This is a genomic window from Streptomyces sp. NBC_00647, assembly GCF_045207245.1.
In the GTDB taxonomy this organism is placed as follows: Bacteria; Actinomycetota; Actinomycetes; order Streptomycetales; family Streptomycetaceae; genus Streptomyces.
In genome coordinates, this window is sequence record NZ_CP109040.1 from 3,829,339 (window position 1) to 3,845,514 (window position 16,176).

A 16,176-nucleotide genomic window follows, 5' to 3' on the forward strand; every position below is an offset into this window, starting at 1 on the left:
CGAGCATCGGACCTGCGCCCCCTGCTCGCCGCGATGACCGCGGCACGGGACGGCGACTTCGGCAAAGTGCCCGAGGCGGGGCAGGGGCTGGTCGCCGAACTGAGCGCCCTGTTCAACCAGATCATGGACCGGAGCTCCCACTTCAACTCCGAGGTGCAGCGGGTCCGCAGGGAACTGGTGCGGCACGGGCGGCTCGACGAGCGGCTGGCGGCAAGTCCCGGCCAGGGCAAGTGGACGACCCGCGTCAACGACGTGAACCAGTTGCTGGACGCCCTGGTGGCGCCCGCGGCGAACGCGACCCGCGTCCTCGACGCGGTGGCCGGCGGCGATCTCACCCAGCGGGTCGATCTGCACGACGGCAACCGTCAACTGCGCGGGGACTTACGCCGGCTGGGGCGCGCGGTCAACAAGATGGTCGACCAGCTGTCGCTGTTCACCGGCGAGGTCACCCGGGTCGCCCGCGAGGTCGGCATCGAGGGACGGCTCGGCGGCCGCGCCAAGGTGACGAGCCTGTCCGGGAGCTGGCGGGACGTCACCGAGGCGGTCAACACGATGGCGTCCCGGCTGACGGCCCAGGTGCGGGACATCGCCCTGGTCACCACGGCGGTGGCGCGCGGCGACCTGACCCGTACGGTGACGGTCGAGGCGACCGGTGAACTGCTCGAACTGAAGCTCACCGTGAACACGATGGTCGACCAGCTCTCCGCGTTCGCCGACGAGGTCACCCGCGTCGCCCGCGAGGTCGGCACCGAGGGCCAGCTCGGCGGCCGGGCGCAGGTGCGAGGCGTGTCGGGCGTCTGGAAGGACCTCACCGACAACGTCAACTTCATGGCCTCGAACCTGACTTCGCAGGTCCGCAACATCGCCCAGGTCACCACGGCCGTCGCCAACGGCGACCTCAGCCAGAAGATCACGGTCGACGCGAAGGGCGAGATCCTCGAACTGAAGTCGACCATCAACACCATGGTCGACCAGCTCTCCGCCTTCGCCGACGAGGTCACCCGCGTCGCCCGCGAAGTCGGCACGGAAGGCAACCTCGGCGGCCGGGCGCAGGTGCGGGGCGTGTCCGGCGTCTGGAAGGACCTCACCGACAACGTCAACTTCATGGCGGACAACCTGACCTCGCAGGTCCGCAACATCGCCCTCGTCTCCACCGCCGTGGCCCAGGGCGATCTCGGCAAGAAGATCACCGTCGAGGCGAAGGGCGAGATCCTCGAACTGAAGTCGACCATCAACACCATGGTCGACCAGCTCTCCGCCTTCGCCGACGAGGTCACCCGCGTCGCCCGCGAAGTCGGCACGGAAGGCAACCTCGGCGGCCAGGCGCAGGTGCGGGGCGTGTCCGGCGTCTGGAAGGACCTCACCGACAACGTCAACTTCATGGCCCTGAACCTGACTTCGCAGGTCCGCAACATCGCCCAGGTCACCACGGCCGTCGCCAACGGCGACCTGTCGAAGAAGATCACGGTCGACGCCCGGGGCGAGATCCTGGAGCTGAAGGACACCGTCAACACGATGGTGGAGCAGCTGCGCGCCTTCGCCGACGAGGTCACCCGGGTGGCCCGCGAGGTCGGCACCGACGGCCGGCTCGGCGGCCGTGCCCAGGTCCTCGGCGTCTCCGGGGTCTGGCGGGACCTCACCGACAACGTCAACTACATGGCGGACAACCTGACCTCGCAGGTCCGCAACATCGCCCAGGTCGCCACGGCGGTGGCCCAGGGCGACCTCTCCAAGAAGATCGACGTCGACGCCCGCGGCGAGATCCTCGAACTGAAGACGACCATCAACACCATGGTCGACACCCTGTCGTCGTTCTCCTCCGAGGTCACCCGCGTGGCCCGCGAGGTGGGCTCGGAGGGCCAACTCGGCGGTCAGGCACGGGTCGAGGGCGTGTACGGCACCTGGAAGCGGCTGACGACGAACGTGAACGAACTCGCGTCCAACCTCACCACCCAGGTCCGCGCGATCGCCGAGGTGGCGTCCGCCGTGGCCCAGGGCGACATGTCCCGCTCCATCACCGTGGAGACACAGGGCGAGGTCGCGGAGCTGAAGGACAACATCAACCTGATGGTGGCCAACCTCCGCGAGACCACCCGCGCGAAGGACTGGCTGGAGTCGAACCTCGCCCGCCTCGCCGCGCTGATGCAGGGCCATCGCGACCTGATGGAGGTCGCCGACCTGATCCTGCGCGAGCTGACCCCGCTGGTGAACGCGCAGTACGGCGCCTTCTTCCTGGCCGACCCGGAGGAGGACGAGGCGTCCTTGCGTACGGCGGTGCCCGCCAAGGGACTTGCCTTCATCGCCGGGTACGGCTCGGCACAGGGCGCGACCGTCGACACGGGCGGCATGCCGGTGCACGGCCTGGTCCGGCAGGCGGCGCGCGAGAAGAAGCGGATCCTCGTCGAGGAGGCCCCGCCGGACTACATCAAGATCAACAGCGGGCTCGGGGAGGCGGCTCCCGCCAGTGTCGTCATCATCCCGATCCTGTTCGAGGACAAGCTCCTCGGTGTCATCGAACTCGCCTCCTTCTCCCGCTTCTCCGACGTCCACCTCGCCTTCTTCGACCAGTTCGTGAACACCATCGGCGTCGCCATCAACACGATCATCGCCAACTCCCGCACGGAGTCCCTGCTCGGCGAGTCCCAGCGCCTGGCCATCCAGCTCCAGGACCGATCGGACGAACTCCAGTCGCAGCAGGCGGAACTGCAGCGTTCCAACGCCGAGCTGGAGGAGAAGGCGGCACTCCTCGCCACCAGTTCGCAGTACAAGTCGGAGTTCCTGGCCAACATGTCGCACGAGTTGCGCACCCCGCTCAACTCCCTGCTGATCCTCGCCCGGCTGCTCTCCGACAACCCCGACGGCCGTCTCTCCGATCAGGAGGTCCAGTTCGCGACGACCATCCACCGATCGGGATCGGACCTCCTCCAGCTCATCAACGACATCCTCGACCTCTCGAAGATCGAGGCGGGCCGGATGGACGTACGCCCCAAGAAGCTGCCGCTCATCAAGCTGCTCGACTACGTCCACGCCACCTTCCGCCCGCTCACCCTCGACCGGGGGCTCTCCTTCGAGGTGGCCGTCGGCGAGGCCGTGCCGCGCGAGATGTACTCCGACGAGCAGCGGCTCCAGCAGATCCTGCGCAACCTGCTCTCCAACGCGATCAAGTTCACCGCGAGCGGCAGCGTCGAACTGCGCGTCGACCGCGTCAAGGACCCCGACCCCACCTCCACCCGCGAGAACGGCGACCACGTGATCGCCTTCGCCGTCTCCGACACCGGCATCGGGATCGCCGCGGAGAAGCTGCCGGTGATCTTCGAGGCGTTCCAGCAGGCCGACGGGACCACCAATCGCAAGTACGGAGGTACGGGCCTCGGGCTGTCCATCAGCCGGGAGATCGCCGGGCTGCTCGGTGGCCGCATCGTCGCGGAGAGCAAGCCCGGCGAGGGTTCCACCTTCACGCTGTATGTTCCGGTGGTGAGCCCCGGGCACGCGGCGACCGGGCCGACGCACGAGGACCGTCTCGTGCCGATCCCGGAGCAGTTGTCCAGCGAGCCCTACACCGTCCACGACACCGACGACGTCTGGCCGGCCCCCACCAAACTGGAGGCCTGGAAAACCGGCCGGGCCGGTCATGTCCTGCCGGGACGACGGGTGTTGATCGTCGACGACGACATCCGCAATGTCTTCGCGCTCACCCATGTACTCGGCCGGGTGGGCATGCCCGTCCTGTACGCCGAGAACGGCCGCGAGGGCATCGAGACGCTGGAGCGCAATCCCGACGTGGAGCTCGTGCTGATGGACATCATGATGCCGGAGATGGACGGCTACGAGACGATCTCCGCCATCCGCCGCACCCCTCGCTGGACGGGGCTGCCCATCGTCGCGCTGACCGCGAAGGCGATGCCCGGCGACCGCGAGAAATCCATCGCGCGGGGCGCCAACGACTACGTACCGAAACCGGTGGACGTCGACCAGCTCCTCACCGTCGTCTGCGCCCTCCTCGACCCCGAGGGCACGGACGAGGGGGACCGGGCCGACCTGGGCGCGACGGGCGCCGCGGAGCCGGAGGGACCCGCCGGCACATCGGGCGCGGGCACCCCGGCGGCACCGGCGAATACGCCGCGAAGGCGAGGCACCGAGACATCGCGGACCGAGTGAGGCACCGTCATCATGAGCGCTGAGGCAACGACCGGCGAGCGCGCGAGCATCCTCCTTGTCGACGACATGGAGGACAACCTGATCGCGCTGGAGGCCGTCCTGGGATCCCTCAACGAGCCGCTGGTGCGGGCGCGTTCGGGCGAGGAGGCGATGAAGGCGCTGCTGCGGCAGCGGTTCGCGGTCGTCCTGCTCGACATCCGGATGCCGGGCATGGACGGGTTCGAGACGGCCGCGAACATCAAGAGGCTCGACCAGACCAAGGACGTGCCCATCATCTTCCTGACGGGCACGGACGCCGACGCGGGCTACGCCTTCCGCGGGTACGCGACCGGGGCCGCGGACTATCTGACGAAACCCTTCGACCCGTGGGTCCTGCGCGCCAAGGTCACCGTCTTCCTCGACCTGCACCGCAAGAACCGGCAACTGGAACGCCTGCTCGCCCGCGAACAGCGGCAGTTCGACGAACTCGCCGACCGCTTGAGGAGGATCGAGACGGACATGGCGGCCGGCACCCTCCCGGACGTGCCCGAACTCCGCGACCGGATACGGCAGATGGAGGAACTGCTGCGAGAGATGCGACGGGGGCGGGACGCGTAGGAACGGGCCGGGGGCGAGTCGTGCAGGAACGGGCCGGGGCCGGACGCGTGGCGCCGCACCGCTCGCGGGAACGGGTCGGGGGCGGGACGCGTGGCGCCGCACCGCTCGCGGGAACGGGTCGGGGGCGGGACGCGTGGCGGCCCACCGCTCGTCACGGTGAAGCCCCGCACGCCCCGCCCCCGTAGAACCCAGGACCGAGGGTTATGCCTCGCGCGTCCCCGCGTACATCTCGTCGATCAGGTGCTTGTACTCCCGCTCGACGACCGGGCGCTTCAGCTTGAGGCTCGGGGTGATCTCGCCGTGCTCGACGTCCAGGTCGCGGGGCAGGAGACGGAACTTCTTGATGGTCTGCCAGCGCTGGAGGCCCGCGTTGAGTTCCTTCACATAGCCCTCGACGAGGGCGACCGTGGCGGGCGCCGCGACGACCTCGGCGTACGACTTGCCGCCCAGGCCGTTGTCCTTGGCCCAGTCGAGGATGGACGGCTCGTCGAGGGCGATGAGCGCGGTGCAGAAGTTCCGGTCGGCGCCGTGCACGAGGATGTTGGAGACGTACGGGCAGACGGCCTTGAACTGGCCCTCGGCCTCGGCGGGCGAGATGTACTTGCCGCCCGAGGTCTTGATGAGGTCCTTCTTGCGGTCGGTGATCCGCAGATAGCCGTCCGGGGACAGCTCACCGATGTCGCCGGTGTGGAACCAGCCGTCCGCCTCGAGCACCTCGGCGGTCTTCTCGGGGAGCCCGTGGTAGCCCTCCATGATGCCGGGGCCGCGCAGCAGGATCTCGCCGTCGTCCGCGATGCGCACCTCGGTGCCGGGCAGCGGCTTGCCGACCGTGCCGGTGCGGTAGGCCTCGCCCGGGTTCACGAAGGAGGCGGCGGAGGACTCGGTGAGCCCGTAGCCCTCCAGGATGTGGATGCCGGCGCCGGCGAAGAAGTAGCCGATGTCGGGCGCGAGCGCGGCGGAGCCGGAGACACAGGCGCGCAGATTGCCGCCGAAGGCCTCCCGGATCTTGGCGAAGACGAGCGCGTCGGCGACCTTGTGCTTGGCGCCGAGCGCGAAGGGCACGGAGGCCGAGCCGGTACGTCGGAAGTTGTCCTGGCTGGCCTTCGCGTACTCGCGGGAGACCTCGGAGGCCCACTGGAAGATCTTGTACTTGGCGCCGCCGCCGGCCCGCGCCTTGGCCGCGACCCCGTTGTAGACCTTCTCGAAGATGCGCGGCACGGCGGCCATGTACGTCGGCTGCACCACCGGCAGGTTCTCGATGATCTTGTCCACGCGGCCGTCGACGGCGGTGACGTGCCCGACCTCGATCTGGCCGGAGGTGAGGACCTTGCCGAAGACGTGCGCGAGCGGCAGCCACAGGTACTGGACGTCGTCCGCGCCGACCAGGCCGGTCGCGGCGATCGCCTTCGCCATGTACGACCAGTTGTCGTGCGGCAGGCGCACACCCTTGGGGCGGCCCGTGGTACCGGAGGTGTAGATGAGGGTCGCGAGCTGGTCGGCGGTGATCGCGCCGACGCGCTCCTTGATCAGCTCGGGGTGCTTCTCCAGGTACGCGGCACCGCGCGTCTCCAGCTCGGTCAGCGTGAGGACCCAGTCATCGGTCTCCACGCCCTCCGGGTCGATGACGACGACCCGCGTCAGCTCGGGAAGCTCCGCGCGCTTCTCCCGGGCCTTGGCGAGCTGGGCCGCGTCCTCCGCGATGAGGACCTTGCTCGCGGAGTCGGAGAGGATGAACGCCGACTCCTCCGCGTTGGTCTGCGGGTACACGGTCGTGGTGGCCGCGCCCGCGCAGAGGATGCCGAGGTCGGCCAGGATCCACTCGACCCGCGTCGAGGAGGCGAGCGCGACGCGCTGCTCCGGTTGTACGCCGAGTTCGATCAGACCGGCCGCGATGGCGAAGACCCGCTCGGCGGCCTGCGCCCAGCTCAGCGACTTCCAGTCGTCCGGGCCTTCGCCCGAGGCCGGTACCGGGTAACGGTATGCCTCGGCGTCCGGTGTGGCCGCCACGCGCTCCAGGAAGAGGGCGGCGACGGACGGCGGACGGTTCTCGATCAGGGTCTGTGTGTCGCTCACGACATCCTCCGGGGCCCGCGGCAGTGCGGCTGGCTCAATTGCGGCTGTTGTTTAACTCGCGAGTAACTACCGAGCAGAGATCAGACTAGAGCGCGTCCGGCCGGTGCGTAAGAGGCGGCGGGTCGTCACTTCCTCCAGGACATACTCCGGAGACAAGCACAGAGCCCGCCGCGCCGAAGCGCGACGGGCCCTGAATTACGGCATTCGGCGTGACTACTTCTTGCCCTTGGCCGAGCCACCGCTGTCGTCGCTGGACAGCACGGCGATGAAGGCCTCCTGCGGAACCTCCACAGAGCCCACCATCTTCATCCGCTTCTTGCCCTCCTTCTGCTTCTCCAGCAGCTTCCGCTTACGGGAGATGTCACCGCCGTAGCACTTGGCGAGGACGTCCTTGCGGATGGCGCGGATGGTCTCGCGGGCGATGACACGGGAGCCGATGGCCGCCTGGATGGGCACCTCGAAGGCCTGCCGCGGGATCAGCTCGCGCAGCTTCGCGACCAGCCGGACCCCGTACGCGTACGCCTGGTCCTTGTGCGTGACCGCCGAGAAGGCGTCGACCTTGTCGCCGTGCAGCAGGATGTCGACCTTGACCAGGCTGGAGGTCTGCTCGCCGGTGGGCTCGTAGTCCAGCGAGGCGTAACCGCGGGTCTTGGACTTCAGCTGGTCGAAGAAGTCGAAGACGATCTCCGCGAGCGGCAGGGTGTAGCGGATCTCGACCCGGTCCTCGGAGAGGTAGTCCATGCCGAGCAGGGTGCCGCGCCGGGTCTGGCACAGCTCCATGATCGAGCCGATGAACTCCGAGGGCGCGAGGATGGTCGCCCGCACGACAGGCTCGTACACCTTGTCGATCTTGCCCTCGGGGAACTCGCTCGGGTTGGTGACGATGTGCTCGCTGCGGTCCTCCATCTCGACGCGGTAGACCACGTTCGGCGCGGTCGCGATCAGGTCGAGCCCGAACTCGCGCTCCAGGCGCTCACGGATCACGTCGAGGTGCAGCAGACCGAGGAAACCGACGCGGAAGCCGAAGCCCAGCGCCGCCGAGGTCTCCGGCTCGTACACCAGCGCGGCGTCGTTGAGCTGGAGCTTGTCCAGGGCGTCGCGCAGCTCGGGGTAGTCGGACCCGTCCAGCGGATACAGGCCCGAGAAGACCATGGGCTTGGGGTCCTTGTACCCGCCGAGCGCCTCGGTGGCGCCCTTGTGCAGGGTGGTGATCGTGTCACCGACCTTGGACTGGCGGACGTCCTTCACGCCGGTGATCAGATACCCGACCTCGCCGACACCGAGCCCGTCGGCCGCCTTCATCTCGGGGGCCGAGACGCCGATCTCCAGCAGCTCGTGCGTGGCGCCGGTGGACATCATCTTGATGCGCTCACGCTTGTTGAGCTGTCCGTCGATGACACGTACGTACGTCACGACACCACGGTAGGAGTCATAGACCGAGTCGAAGATCATCGCGCGGGCGGGGGCGTCCTGGACGCCGACCGGGGCGGGGATCTCGGCGACGACCTTGTCGAGCAGCGCCTCGACGCCCAGGCCCGTCTTGGCGGAGACCTTGAGAACGTCCTCGGGGTCGCAGCCGATGAGGTTGGCGAGCTCCTCGGAGAACTTCTCCGGCTGGGCGGCCGGCAGGTCGATCTTGTTCAGTACGGGGATGATCTTGAGGTCGTTCTCCATCGCCAGGTAGAGGTTGGCGAGGGTCTGGGCCTCGATCCCCTGGGCGGCGTCGACGAGCAGGACCGTGCCCTCACAGGCCGCCAGGGACCGCGACACCTCGTACGTGAAGTCGACGTGCCCGGGGGTGTCGATCATGTTGAGGATGTGGGTCTTGCCCGGGTCCTCGGTCGGCGCCCAGGGCAGACGGACCGCCTGGGACTTGATCGTGATGCCACGCTCGCGCTCGATGTCCATACGGTCGAGGTACTGAGCACGCATCTGCCGCTGATCGACTACCCCGGTCAGCTGGAGCATGCGGTCGGCGAGCGTGGACTTGCCGTGGTCGATGTGCGCGATGATGCAGAAATTGCGGATCAGAGCCGGGGCGGTACGGCTCGGCTCAGGCACATTGTTAGGGGTCGCGGGCACGCAGGGTCCTGTCTCTTGAGGCGCCTGTCGCCTCGGGTCGGATCGATACGTAGGTTCCATGGTCCCACGCGCGGGGACCTGCGACCGGTTTGGGCCGCTTGAGCGGGGCATCCGCAACCGGTTCGGGGCCCGCGGACAGAGGGCCGACGGCCGGTTTGGGCCGCTCGGACGGGGGCTGGTAGCCTGGGTAGCTGTGTCTCGTGCCCTCTCAGCAGGAGACGCACCCAAGAAAATCAAACGGCGAGTGAGACGTGCTGTCTCGCGCGCCTGAACCTGTAAAGGCTCATTCGTGGCGAACATCAAGTCCCAGATCAAGCGGATCAAGACCAACGAGAAGGCCCGGCTGCGCAACAAGGCCGTCAAGTCCTCTCTGAAGACCGCGATCCGCAAGGCCCGCGAGGCGTCTGCCGCGGGTGACGTCGAGAAGGCCACCGAGTACACGCGCGCTGCGTCGCGCGCGCTCGACAAGGCCGTCTCGAAGGGCGTCATCCACAAGAACCAGGCCGCCAACAAGAAGTCGGCGCTTGCTTCGAAGGTCGCCGCCCTCAAGGGCTGAGTCGGCTGAGTCCTTCCGGACTCAACCCCTGACTTGACCGTCGGCTGGACCCGAGCGGGCCCTCTCTCTCCGCTCCCACCCGACACCCCCGGATTCACGCGCGATCTGCGTTCGCCACGCGGGCGTGAATCCACCAGCTTGAACCGAAGGCCCCGCCGCCTCCCTTCCCCGGGAGAACGAGCGGGGCCTTCGGTATGGCGGGATCTTCGGTATGCGGTACCCCTGTCGTCCGACGGCGGCACAAGGCAGAAATCCGAACCGGACCAGACCGGCTATCGCCGACCGGAACAGACCCGCTGACGCCGACGAGGACGGACCGGCTATCGCCGACCGGAACAGACCGGCTGACGCCGACGAGGACGGACCGGCTATCGCCGACCGGAACAGACCGGCTGACGCCGACGAGGACGGACCGGCTATCGCCGACCGGAACAGACCGGCTGACGCCGACGAGGACGGACCGGCTATCGCCGACCGGAACAGACCGGCTGACGCCGACGAGGACGGACCGGCTATCGCCGACGGGGGCAGACCCGTTAGCGCCGACCAGGGGAGACCGGCTATCGCCGACCGGAGCGAGCCGCCCGCGCGACGGCGACGACCGCCTTCTCCAGGGCGTACTCGGGATCGTCCCCGCCGCCCTTGACCCCGGCGTCCGCCTGCGCGACGGCCGTGAGGGCCGCGGCGACCCCGTCGGGCGTCCATCCCCGCATCTGCTGCCGCACCCGATCGATCTTCCACGGCGGCATCCCCAGCTCACGGGCCAGGTCGGCGGGCCTGCCACCCCGCGCGGAGGACAGCTTCCCGATCGCCCGCACCCCTTGCGCGAGCGCGCTGGTGATCAGGACGGGAGCCACGCCGGTCGACAACGACCAGCGCAACGCCTCCAAGGCCTCCGCGGCACGCCCCTCCACGGCCCGATCGGCCACGGTGAAGCTGGATGCCTCGGCCCGCCCGGTGTAGTACCGCCCGACGACGGCCTCGTCGATCGTCCCCTCGACATCCGCGGTCAACTGCGACGCGGCGGACGCCAGCTCGCGCAGATCGCTTCCGATGGAGTCCACCAGCGCCTGGCAGGCCTCCGGCGTGGCCGACCGGCCCAGCGCCCGGAACTCACCGCGCACGAACCCGAGCCGGTCCGCCGGCTTCGTCATCTTGGGACACGCCACCTCCCGCGCCCCCACCTTGCGCGCGGCGTCGAGCAGCCCCTTGCCCTTGGCCCCGCCCGCGTGCAGGAGCACCAGGGTGATCTCCTCGGCGGGCGACCCCAGGTACGCCTTGACGTCCTTGATCGTGTCGGCCGACAGATCCTGCGCGTTGCGTACGACCACGACCTTGCGCTCGGAGAAGAGCGAGGGACTCGTCAACTCGGCCAGCGTGCCGGGCTGCAACTGGTCCGGAGTGAGGTCCCGTACATCCGTGTCGGTGTCGGCGGCCCTGGCGGCGGCCACCACCTCCTGCACGGCACGGTCGAGCAGGAGATCCTCCTGGCCCACTGCCAGCGTGACAGGGGCGAGAGGGTCGTCTTGTGCGGTCTTCTTGGCCATCACCGAAAGCATCCCACGCGCCACCGACAACGCATGCCGCAAGCCGCCCCGCCCCGCCCCGCCCCGGCGGCCCACTCCCCCTCGGGCTCGGCTTACGGCTCCTCGTGCCAGCCGTCCCACTCCGCCGCGAACTCGTCCAGCTCCTTCGGGTCCAGCCGCGCCTCGGGGTCCGTCAGCACCACCAGCCACTGCGCGTCCTCGGCATCGTCCTCCCCCGCCAGCGCGTCCCGGACGAGCTGCGGCTCCTCGAAGAGCCCGAACCGGTCACCGACGGCCTCCGCCGCCTCTTCCGCGGCATCACGGTCGGGCAGAACCAGCACATGTCTCACATCGCTCACGTGACCATTTTCCGATACGCCCGACGGGCCCGACGCCGGGGTCGGCCCTGGCGACAGCCCGGCCCAGCCCCCATCCGCTCGCCCCGGACTACTGAGCGCCCCTGACCTCCGGCACCCGGTCCAGTTCGATCCCGAAGCGCTCTCGATAGGCGGCCAGCACCTCCTCGTCGGTGGCCAGTTCCGACACCTCCTTGGTCCCGTCGGCCTTCGTCAGCGTGAAGCTGCGTCCGCTGAGCGTGATCCGCTCCCCGTCCTCCGTGATCCGCGAGCAGACGGGTGACCGGGTGAAGTGCGACAGCGGCGAAGTGCTGTGCCACCAGGCTCCCGCGACGAAGTCCCCGAGCGCGCGCGGCCGCACCTCCAGCCGGTACTGGCGCTTGTCGCCCAGCAGGACATCGAGATCCTCGCGTTCCCGCGACCCGCCGGCACCCCGCACCCCGGCCGCGTCCGGCCCCGACTCCACGACCCGGAACACCCCGCCGGGGTCCCGCTGTTCCCCTCGCTCCCCGAAGGCCAACGGGTAGTGGCTGTGCGCCCCGAACCCGACGTCGGTCAGCCAGTCTCCGCCGTCCACCGTCCGCACCCGCAGGGCGAGATGGTCGTAGGGAATCCCCAGCTTCCCCTCGTCTCCGTACACCCGGGCCGCGAGATACGTCACATCGAAGCCCAACGTCCCCAGCAACGCCCCGAACGCGCCGTTCAGTTCGTAGCAGAAGCCCCCTCTGCGGGCGCCCACCACCTTGTCCAGCAGCCTCTTCTCCTCCAGCACGATCTCCTCGCCGAGGTGGATCGACAGATTCTCGAACGGCACGGTCCGCAGATGGCGCAGTTGGAGCTCGCGGAGCACATCGGACGTGGGCCATGCCGGGTGCTGGGCCCCGATGCGGCGAAGGTAGGCGTCGGCCTGTGCGGAGTTCATGTATTCAGTGTCCCGCCACGCTCAGCCCTTCGCCCTCACCGGTGACCGCGAGTGCCCCGTCCTCGTCGGTCCGCAGGACCACCGCACCCCCGGCCCGCAGGACCGCGACCGTACTCGGGGCAGGGTGTCCGTAGGGGTTGTCGCGGCCGACCGAGATGAGCGCGAGCCGCGGAGCCACCCTGCGTATGAGCTCCGGATCCTGATAGGCCGACCCGTGGTGGGCGACCTTGAGCACGTCCACTCCACCCAGCTCCGCGGCCACCGGCGATCTCGACAAGGCCTGCTGCGCGGGCGGTTCCAGGTCACCGAGCAACAGCAGCCGCAGCCCCGCGGACCGTACGAGCAGGGTGACACTGGCGTCGTTCGGACCGTCCGGGGTCGGGGCCGGATCCGGCGGCGGCCACAGCACCCGCCAGTCGACGCTTCCCGTGCGCCGCCGCTCCCCCGCCACGGCCCGCGTCATGGGAATGTGCCGTGCGGCCGCCTCTCTCCGCACGAACTCGGCCTGGTCCAGCGGCTCTTCGAAGCCGGTCGTCTCGATCGCGCCCACCGAACGCCCGTGGAGCACGCCCGGCAGCCCCCCGACATGGTCGGCATGGAAGTGCGTCAGAACGACGAGGGGGATCCTGGTGACGCCGAGTGTGCTCAGACAGCGGTCGGCCGACACCGGGTCGGGCCCCGCGTCCACGACCACCGCGCTGCCGTCGCCCGCCGCGAGCACCGTGGCGTCGCCCTGCCCGACGTCACACATCACGAACCTCCAGCCGGGTGGCGGCCAGCCCGTGATCACCCTGGTGAGGGGCGGTGGCTGCACCACGACCAGCAGGAACAGCACCGCGCAGGCACCGCTCAGCAACGGATGTCCGAGCAGCCGTCGACCGACGACCACGACGACCACCGTCACGAGGGCCAGCAGCAGGGCGCCCGTCCAACTGCCCGGCCAGTCCACTCCCCCGCCGGGCAGGGCCGCCCCCGTGCGCGCGATGTCCGCGATCCACCGGGCGGGCCAACTCGCGCACCATGCCAGGACTTCGGCCACGGGCATCGCCACGGAAGCCGTCCCCAGCGTTCCGAACCCCAGCACCGTGGCCGGCGCCACCGCGAACTCCGCGAGCAGATTGCACGGCACCGCCACCAGGCTCACCCGGGCCGACAGCAGGGCGACCACCGGCGCGCACAGTGCCTGCGCCGCGGCGGCCGCGGCGAGCGCCTCGGCAAGACGCGGAGGCACGCGGCGCCGCCGGAGCCCCGCGCTCCAGCGCGGAGCGAGCGTGAGCAGGGCTCCGGTCGCGAGGACGGACAGCAGGAATCCGTAACTGCGGGCCAGCCAGGGGTCGTACAGCACGAGAAGCAGAACCGCGGCGGCCAGCGCCGGGACCAGCGATCTGCGGCGCCCGGTCGCGATGGCGAGCAGCGCGATCGATCCGCAGGCCGCCGCTCTCAGCACGCTCGGGTCCGGTCGGCACACGATCACGAAGGCGAGAGTGAGCGCCCCGCCGAACAGGGCGGTCGCCCGGAGCGGCACACCGAGCCGGGGTGCGAGGCCCCGGCGCTCGACTCGCTGGGCGAGACCCGGTGGCCCGATGAACAGCGCGAGCAGAATCGTGAAGTTCCCGCCGCTGACAGCGAGGAGGTGGGTGAGATCGGTGGCCTTGAAGGCGTTGTCCAGCTCCGGCGTGACGCGTGCGGTGTCCCCCACGACCAGTCCTGGCAGCAACGCGCGGGCGTCCGTGTCCAGGCCGTCTGTCGCCTTCCGCAGCCCTTCGCGCAGCCGGCCGGCGAACCGCTGAGGCCCGGACGGCTCCCCCACCACCTCCGGCGGGGCACTCCCCCGCACCCGCAACACCGCCGCGACGTCGTCGCCGTCCGACAGAGCGGGCACGACCCGCGCCGCAACCCGCAGCCGGGTGGACGGCAGCAGCGACAGCCAGGGCGAGCGCCCACCGGCCTCCCGGGGCGAGCCCCGTCGCGAGCGCGCGTCGACGATCACCAGCACCGGCGTCCGCGTCGCCACCACCGTGCCGTCCGCCCGGGTGATCCGCGTGACGTCCGCGTCGAACAGCAGCGCCGTCGCAGCGACACGGTCCCCGATGACGCGGGGCCGGGTGAGCCGTGGATCGGAGGTGACCTCCACCTCCGCGGTCACGTGGGCGAACTGCGTCGCGAGCGCGGGAACAGGTCCGCGTCGCAGGTCCGCTCCGTGCAACCCCGCGGAGGCTGCGGCCGCTCCGACACAGAGCAGCACGGCGGCGACGGACACCCACGGCCACGAACCCGGCCGCGCGGCCGCCCGTCCCCGCTCCGAGCGCGCGCCTCCGCGCCCCGCCACCAGCAGGAGGCCACCGCCGACCAGGGACACCACGACGACACCCGCGACCCAGCCCGGCGACACCCCGACCGTCACGGCCGCCGTGAGCCAGGCCGCCGCGGCGGGCGCCACGAGCCGGAGGTCGGTCGGCCCCTCCGCCCGGGGGTGCGCGGCCCCCAGCCGCCTTCCCGAGGCAACGTGCACGGACCTCCGCCCGGCGCTACCGGGGACACCCGGCGGGCCCATCGGGACACTCTCCCGCTCGCCCGGCCCACCCGACTCCCTCGACACCTCTGACTCGCCCAGCACACCTGGCCCGCTCGACACCTCTGACTCGCCCGACCCACCCCTCCGGCTCGACACCCCTGACTCGCCCAGCGCACCCGGCCCGCCATGCCGGATCCTCGGCGTCGGACGGGCCCGCCCAGCCCTCCTCCGGGAACCGTTCATGGCTGCACCAGGGGCCGGAGATCGGCGAAGCGACGGTCTCCGATTCCGTTGACCTCGCGGAGTTCGTCGACCGAGCGGAAACCGCCGTGCGTCGTGCGGTAGTCGAGAATGTGCCGGGCCAGGACGGGACCGACGCCGGGCAGGCTGTCGAGCTGGTCGACCGTGGCACCGTTGAGGGAGATCGGCGCGGAGGGTGCCGCACCTGCCGCGGATCCTCCGGCGCCGACCGGCCCCGGACCACCCGCTCCCGCTCCCACTCCTGCCGGGGGCGCGGACGCGCCGACCACGATCTGTTCGCCGTCCACCAGGAGACGCGCGCGGTTGAGACCGTCGGTGTCCGTGCCGGGCCGTACCCCACCGGCGGCTCGCAGGGCGTCCTCGACGCGGGAACCGGCTGGCAACCGCCGGAGTCCGGGAGTGCGCACCTTTCCGCCGACATCCACGACGATCGCGCTCCCGGCAGCGCCGGCGGCGCCCGAAGCTCCGGACGAGGACGCGGGTTCCGCGCCCGACCGCTCCCGCGACCCGCTCTTCCCGCCGTACGGTGCCGCCGCGCGCACCACTTCAGGGGCTCGGACCGGCTGTGTCCTGCCGGTCCAGAAGTGCTGCACGGCGAAGACGGCGGCCACGACCAGCAGCACGGTCAGTGCGGTCACGCTCCTGCGCTCGAGACCGCACCTCGACTGCAACCACAACGGGAGCCGCTCCCGCACGGCGAGCCCGGCCCGATCCCGCCATACGCCCGCCCCCATGGCCGGCTCAATCGCGGTCGCCGACCCGTCGGTTCGCGAGCGGTCGGCCCGCGGGGGGCCGCCCCCGTCCGGACCGGGGTCACGGCCGTCGGCCCCACCCGGACGGTTCCGAAGTCGCCGGACATCGGCCGGAACACCCGCACCCACGGCCGTGTTCGCCCTCGGGCCGGCCCCGACATCGTGGTCCGCCCCAGGCGGCGCCTTCCCCGACTCCCGCCGCCCCTGAGCGTGTTCGGTGAAGAGTGCCTCGGCGCGCAGACGGAGGGCCGCGGCCGACACCTCGCGGCGACGGGCCCGGCCTCGCGGGTGGCGACGGCGATGGCGGCTGCGGCTTTCCGATGCGGGGCCGCGACCCGGGCCGCTGGTCGGTGCGGCAGTGCGTGTGCTTGATCGAAG

At 70.4% G+C, this 16,176-nt stretch carries 10 protein-coding genes; 3 read left to right on the forward strand and 7 right to left on the reverse strand.

The window, feature by feature from the left end:
* Window positions 1–33 precede the first annotated feature (33 nt).
* Together OG788_RS16820 and OG788_RS16825 are read left to right on the forward strand one after the other, a co-directional pair.
* A complete protein-coding gene (locus tag OG788_RS16820) occupies window positions 34–4,158 on the forward strand; it encodes a HAMP domain-containing protein (RefSeq protein WP_406376775.1) in 4,125 nt (1,374 codons plus the stop codon).
* 12 nt (window positions 4,159–4,170) lie between these two features.
* Complete coding sequence (locus tag OG788_RS16825; protein ID WP_351538604.1) at window positions 4,171–4,755, forward strand: response regulator; 585 nt, start codon at window positions 4,171–4,173, stop codon at window positions 4,753–4,755.
* Between the two features lie 201 nt (window positions 4,756–4,956).
* Here the strand turns inward: OG788_RS16825 and OG788_RS16830 are convergent, their stop codons facing one another.
* Window positions 4,957–6,828: an AMP-dependent synthetase/ligase gene (locus tag OG788_RS16830; RefSeq protein WP_406371730.1), complete on the reverse strand. Its 1,872-nt coding sequence runs from the start codon at window positions 6,826–6,828 to the stop codon at window positions 4,957–4,959.
* A gap of 213 nt (window positions 6,829–7,041) precedes the next feature.
* Window positions 7,042–8,910, reverse strand: a complete 1,869-nt coding sequence (gene lepA / locus OG788_RS16835; protein WP_351538610.1) for a translation elongation factor 4 — start codon at window positions 8,908–8,910, stop codon at window positions 7,042–7,044.
* Between the two features lie 289 nt (window positions 8,911–9,199).
* Here lepA and rpsT point away from each other — a divergent pair, with 289 nt between their 5' ends.
* Complete coding sequence (gene rpsT, locus OG788_RS16840) at window positions 9,200–9,466, forward strand: 30S ribosomal protein S20 (RefSeq protein ID WP_261702665.1); 267 nt, start codon at window positions 9,200–9,202, stop codon at window positions 9,464–9,466.
* Between the two features lie 560 nt (window positions 9,467–10,026).
* Here the strand turns inward: rpsT and holA are convergent.
* From holA to OG788_RS16865, 5 genes are all read right to left on the reverse strand, one after another.
* Window positions 10,027–11,013 (reverse strand): DNA polymerase III subunit delta, encoded by a 987-nt coding sequence (gene holA, locus OG788_RS16845; RefSeq protein WP_406371731.1) that lies wholly within the window; start codon window positions 11,011–11,013, stop codon window positions 10,027–10,029.
* A 92-nt stretch (window positions 11,014–11,105) separates the two neighbouring features.
* Window positions 11,106–11,351 (reverse strand): hypothetical protein, encoded by a 246-nt coding sequence (locus tag OG788_RS16850; protein WP_351119563.1) that lies wholly within the window; start codon window positions 11,349–11,351, stop codon window positions 11,106–11,108.
* A gap of 88 nt (window positions 11,352–11,439) precedes the next feature.
* Window positions 11,440–12,270, reverse strand: coding sequence for an arylamine N-acetyltransferase (locus OG788_RS16855; RefSeq protein WP_406371732.1), 831 nt, complete (start codon window positions 12,268–12,270; stop codon window positions 11,440–11,442).
* A 4-nt stretch (window positions 12,271–12,274) separates the two neighbouring features.
* A complete protein-coding gene (locus OG788_RS16860) occupies window positions 12,275–14,824 on the reverse strand; it encodes a ComEC/Rec2 family competence protein (protein ID WP_406371733.1) in 2,550 nt (849 codons plus the stop codon).
* 200 nt (window positions 14,825–15,024) lie between these two features.
* Window positions 15,025–15,684 (reverse strand): helix-hairpin-helix domain-containing protein, encoded by a 660-nt coding sequence (locus tag OG788_RS16865; protein WP_406371734.1) that lies wholly within the window; start codon window positions 15,682–15,684, stop codon window positions 15,025–15,027.
* Window positions 15,685–16,176: the final 492 nt, after the last annotated feature.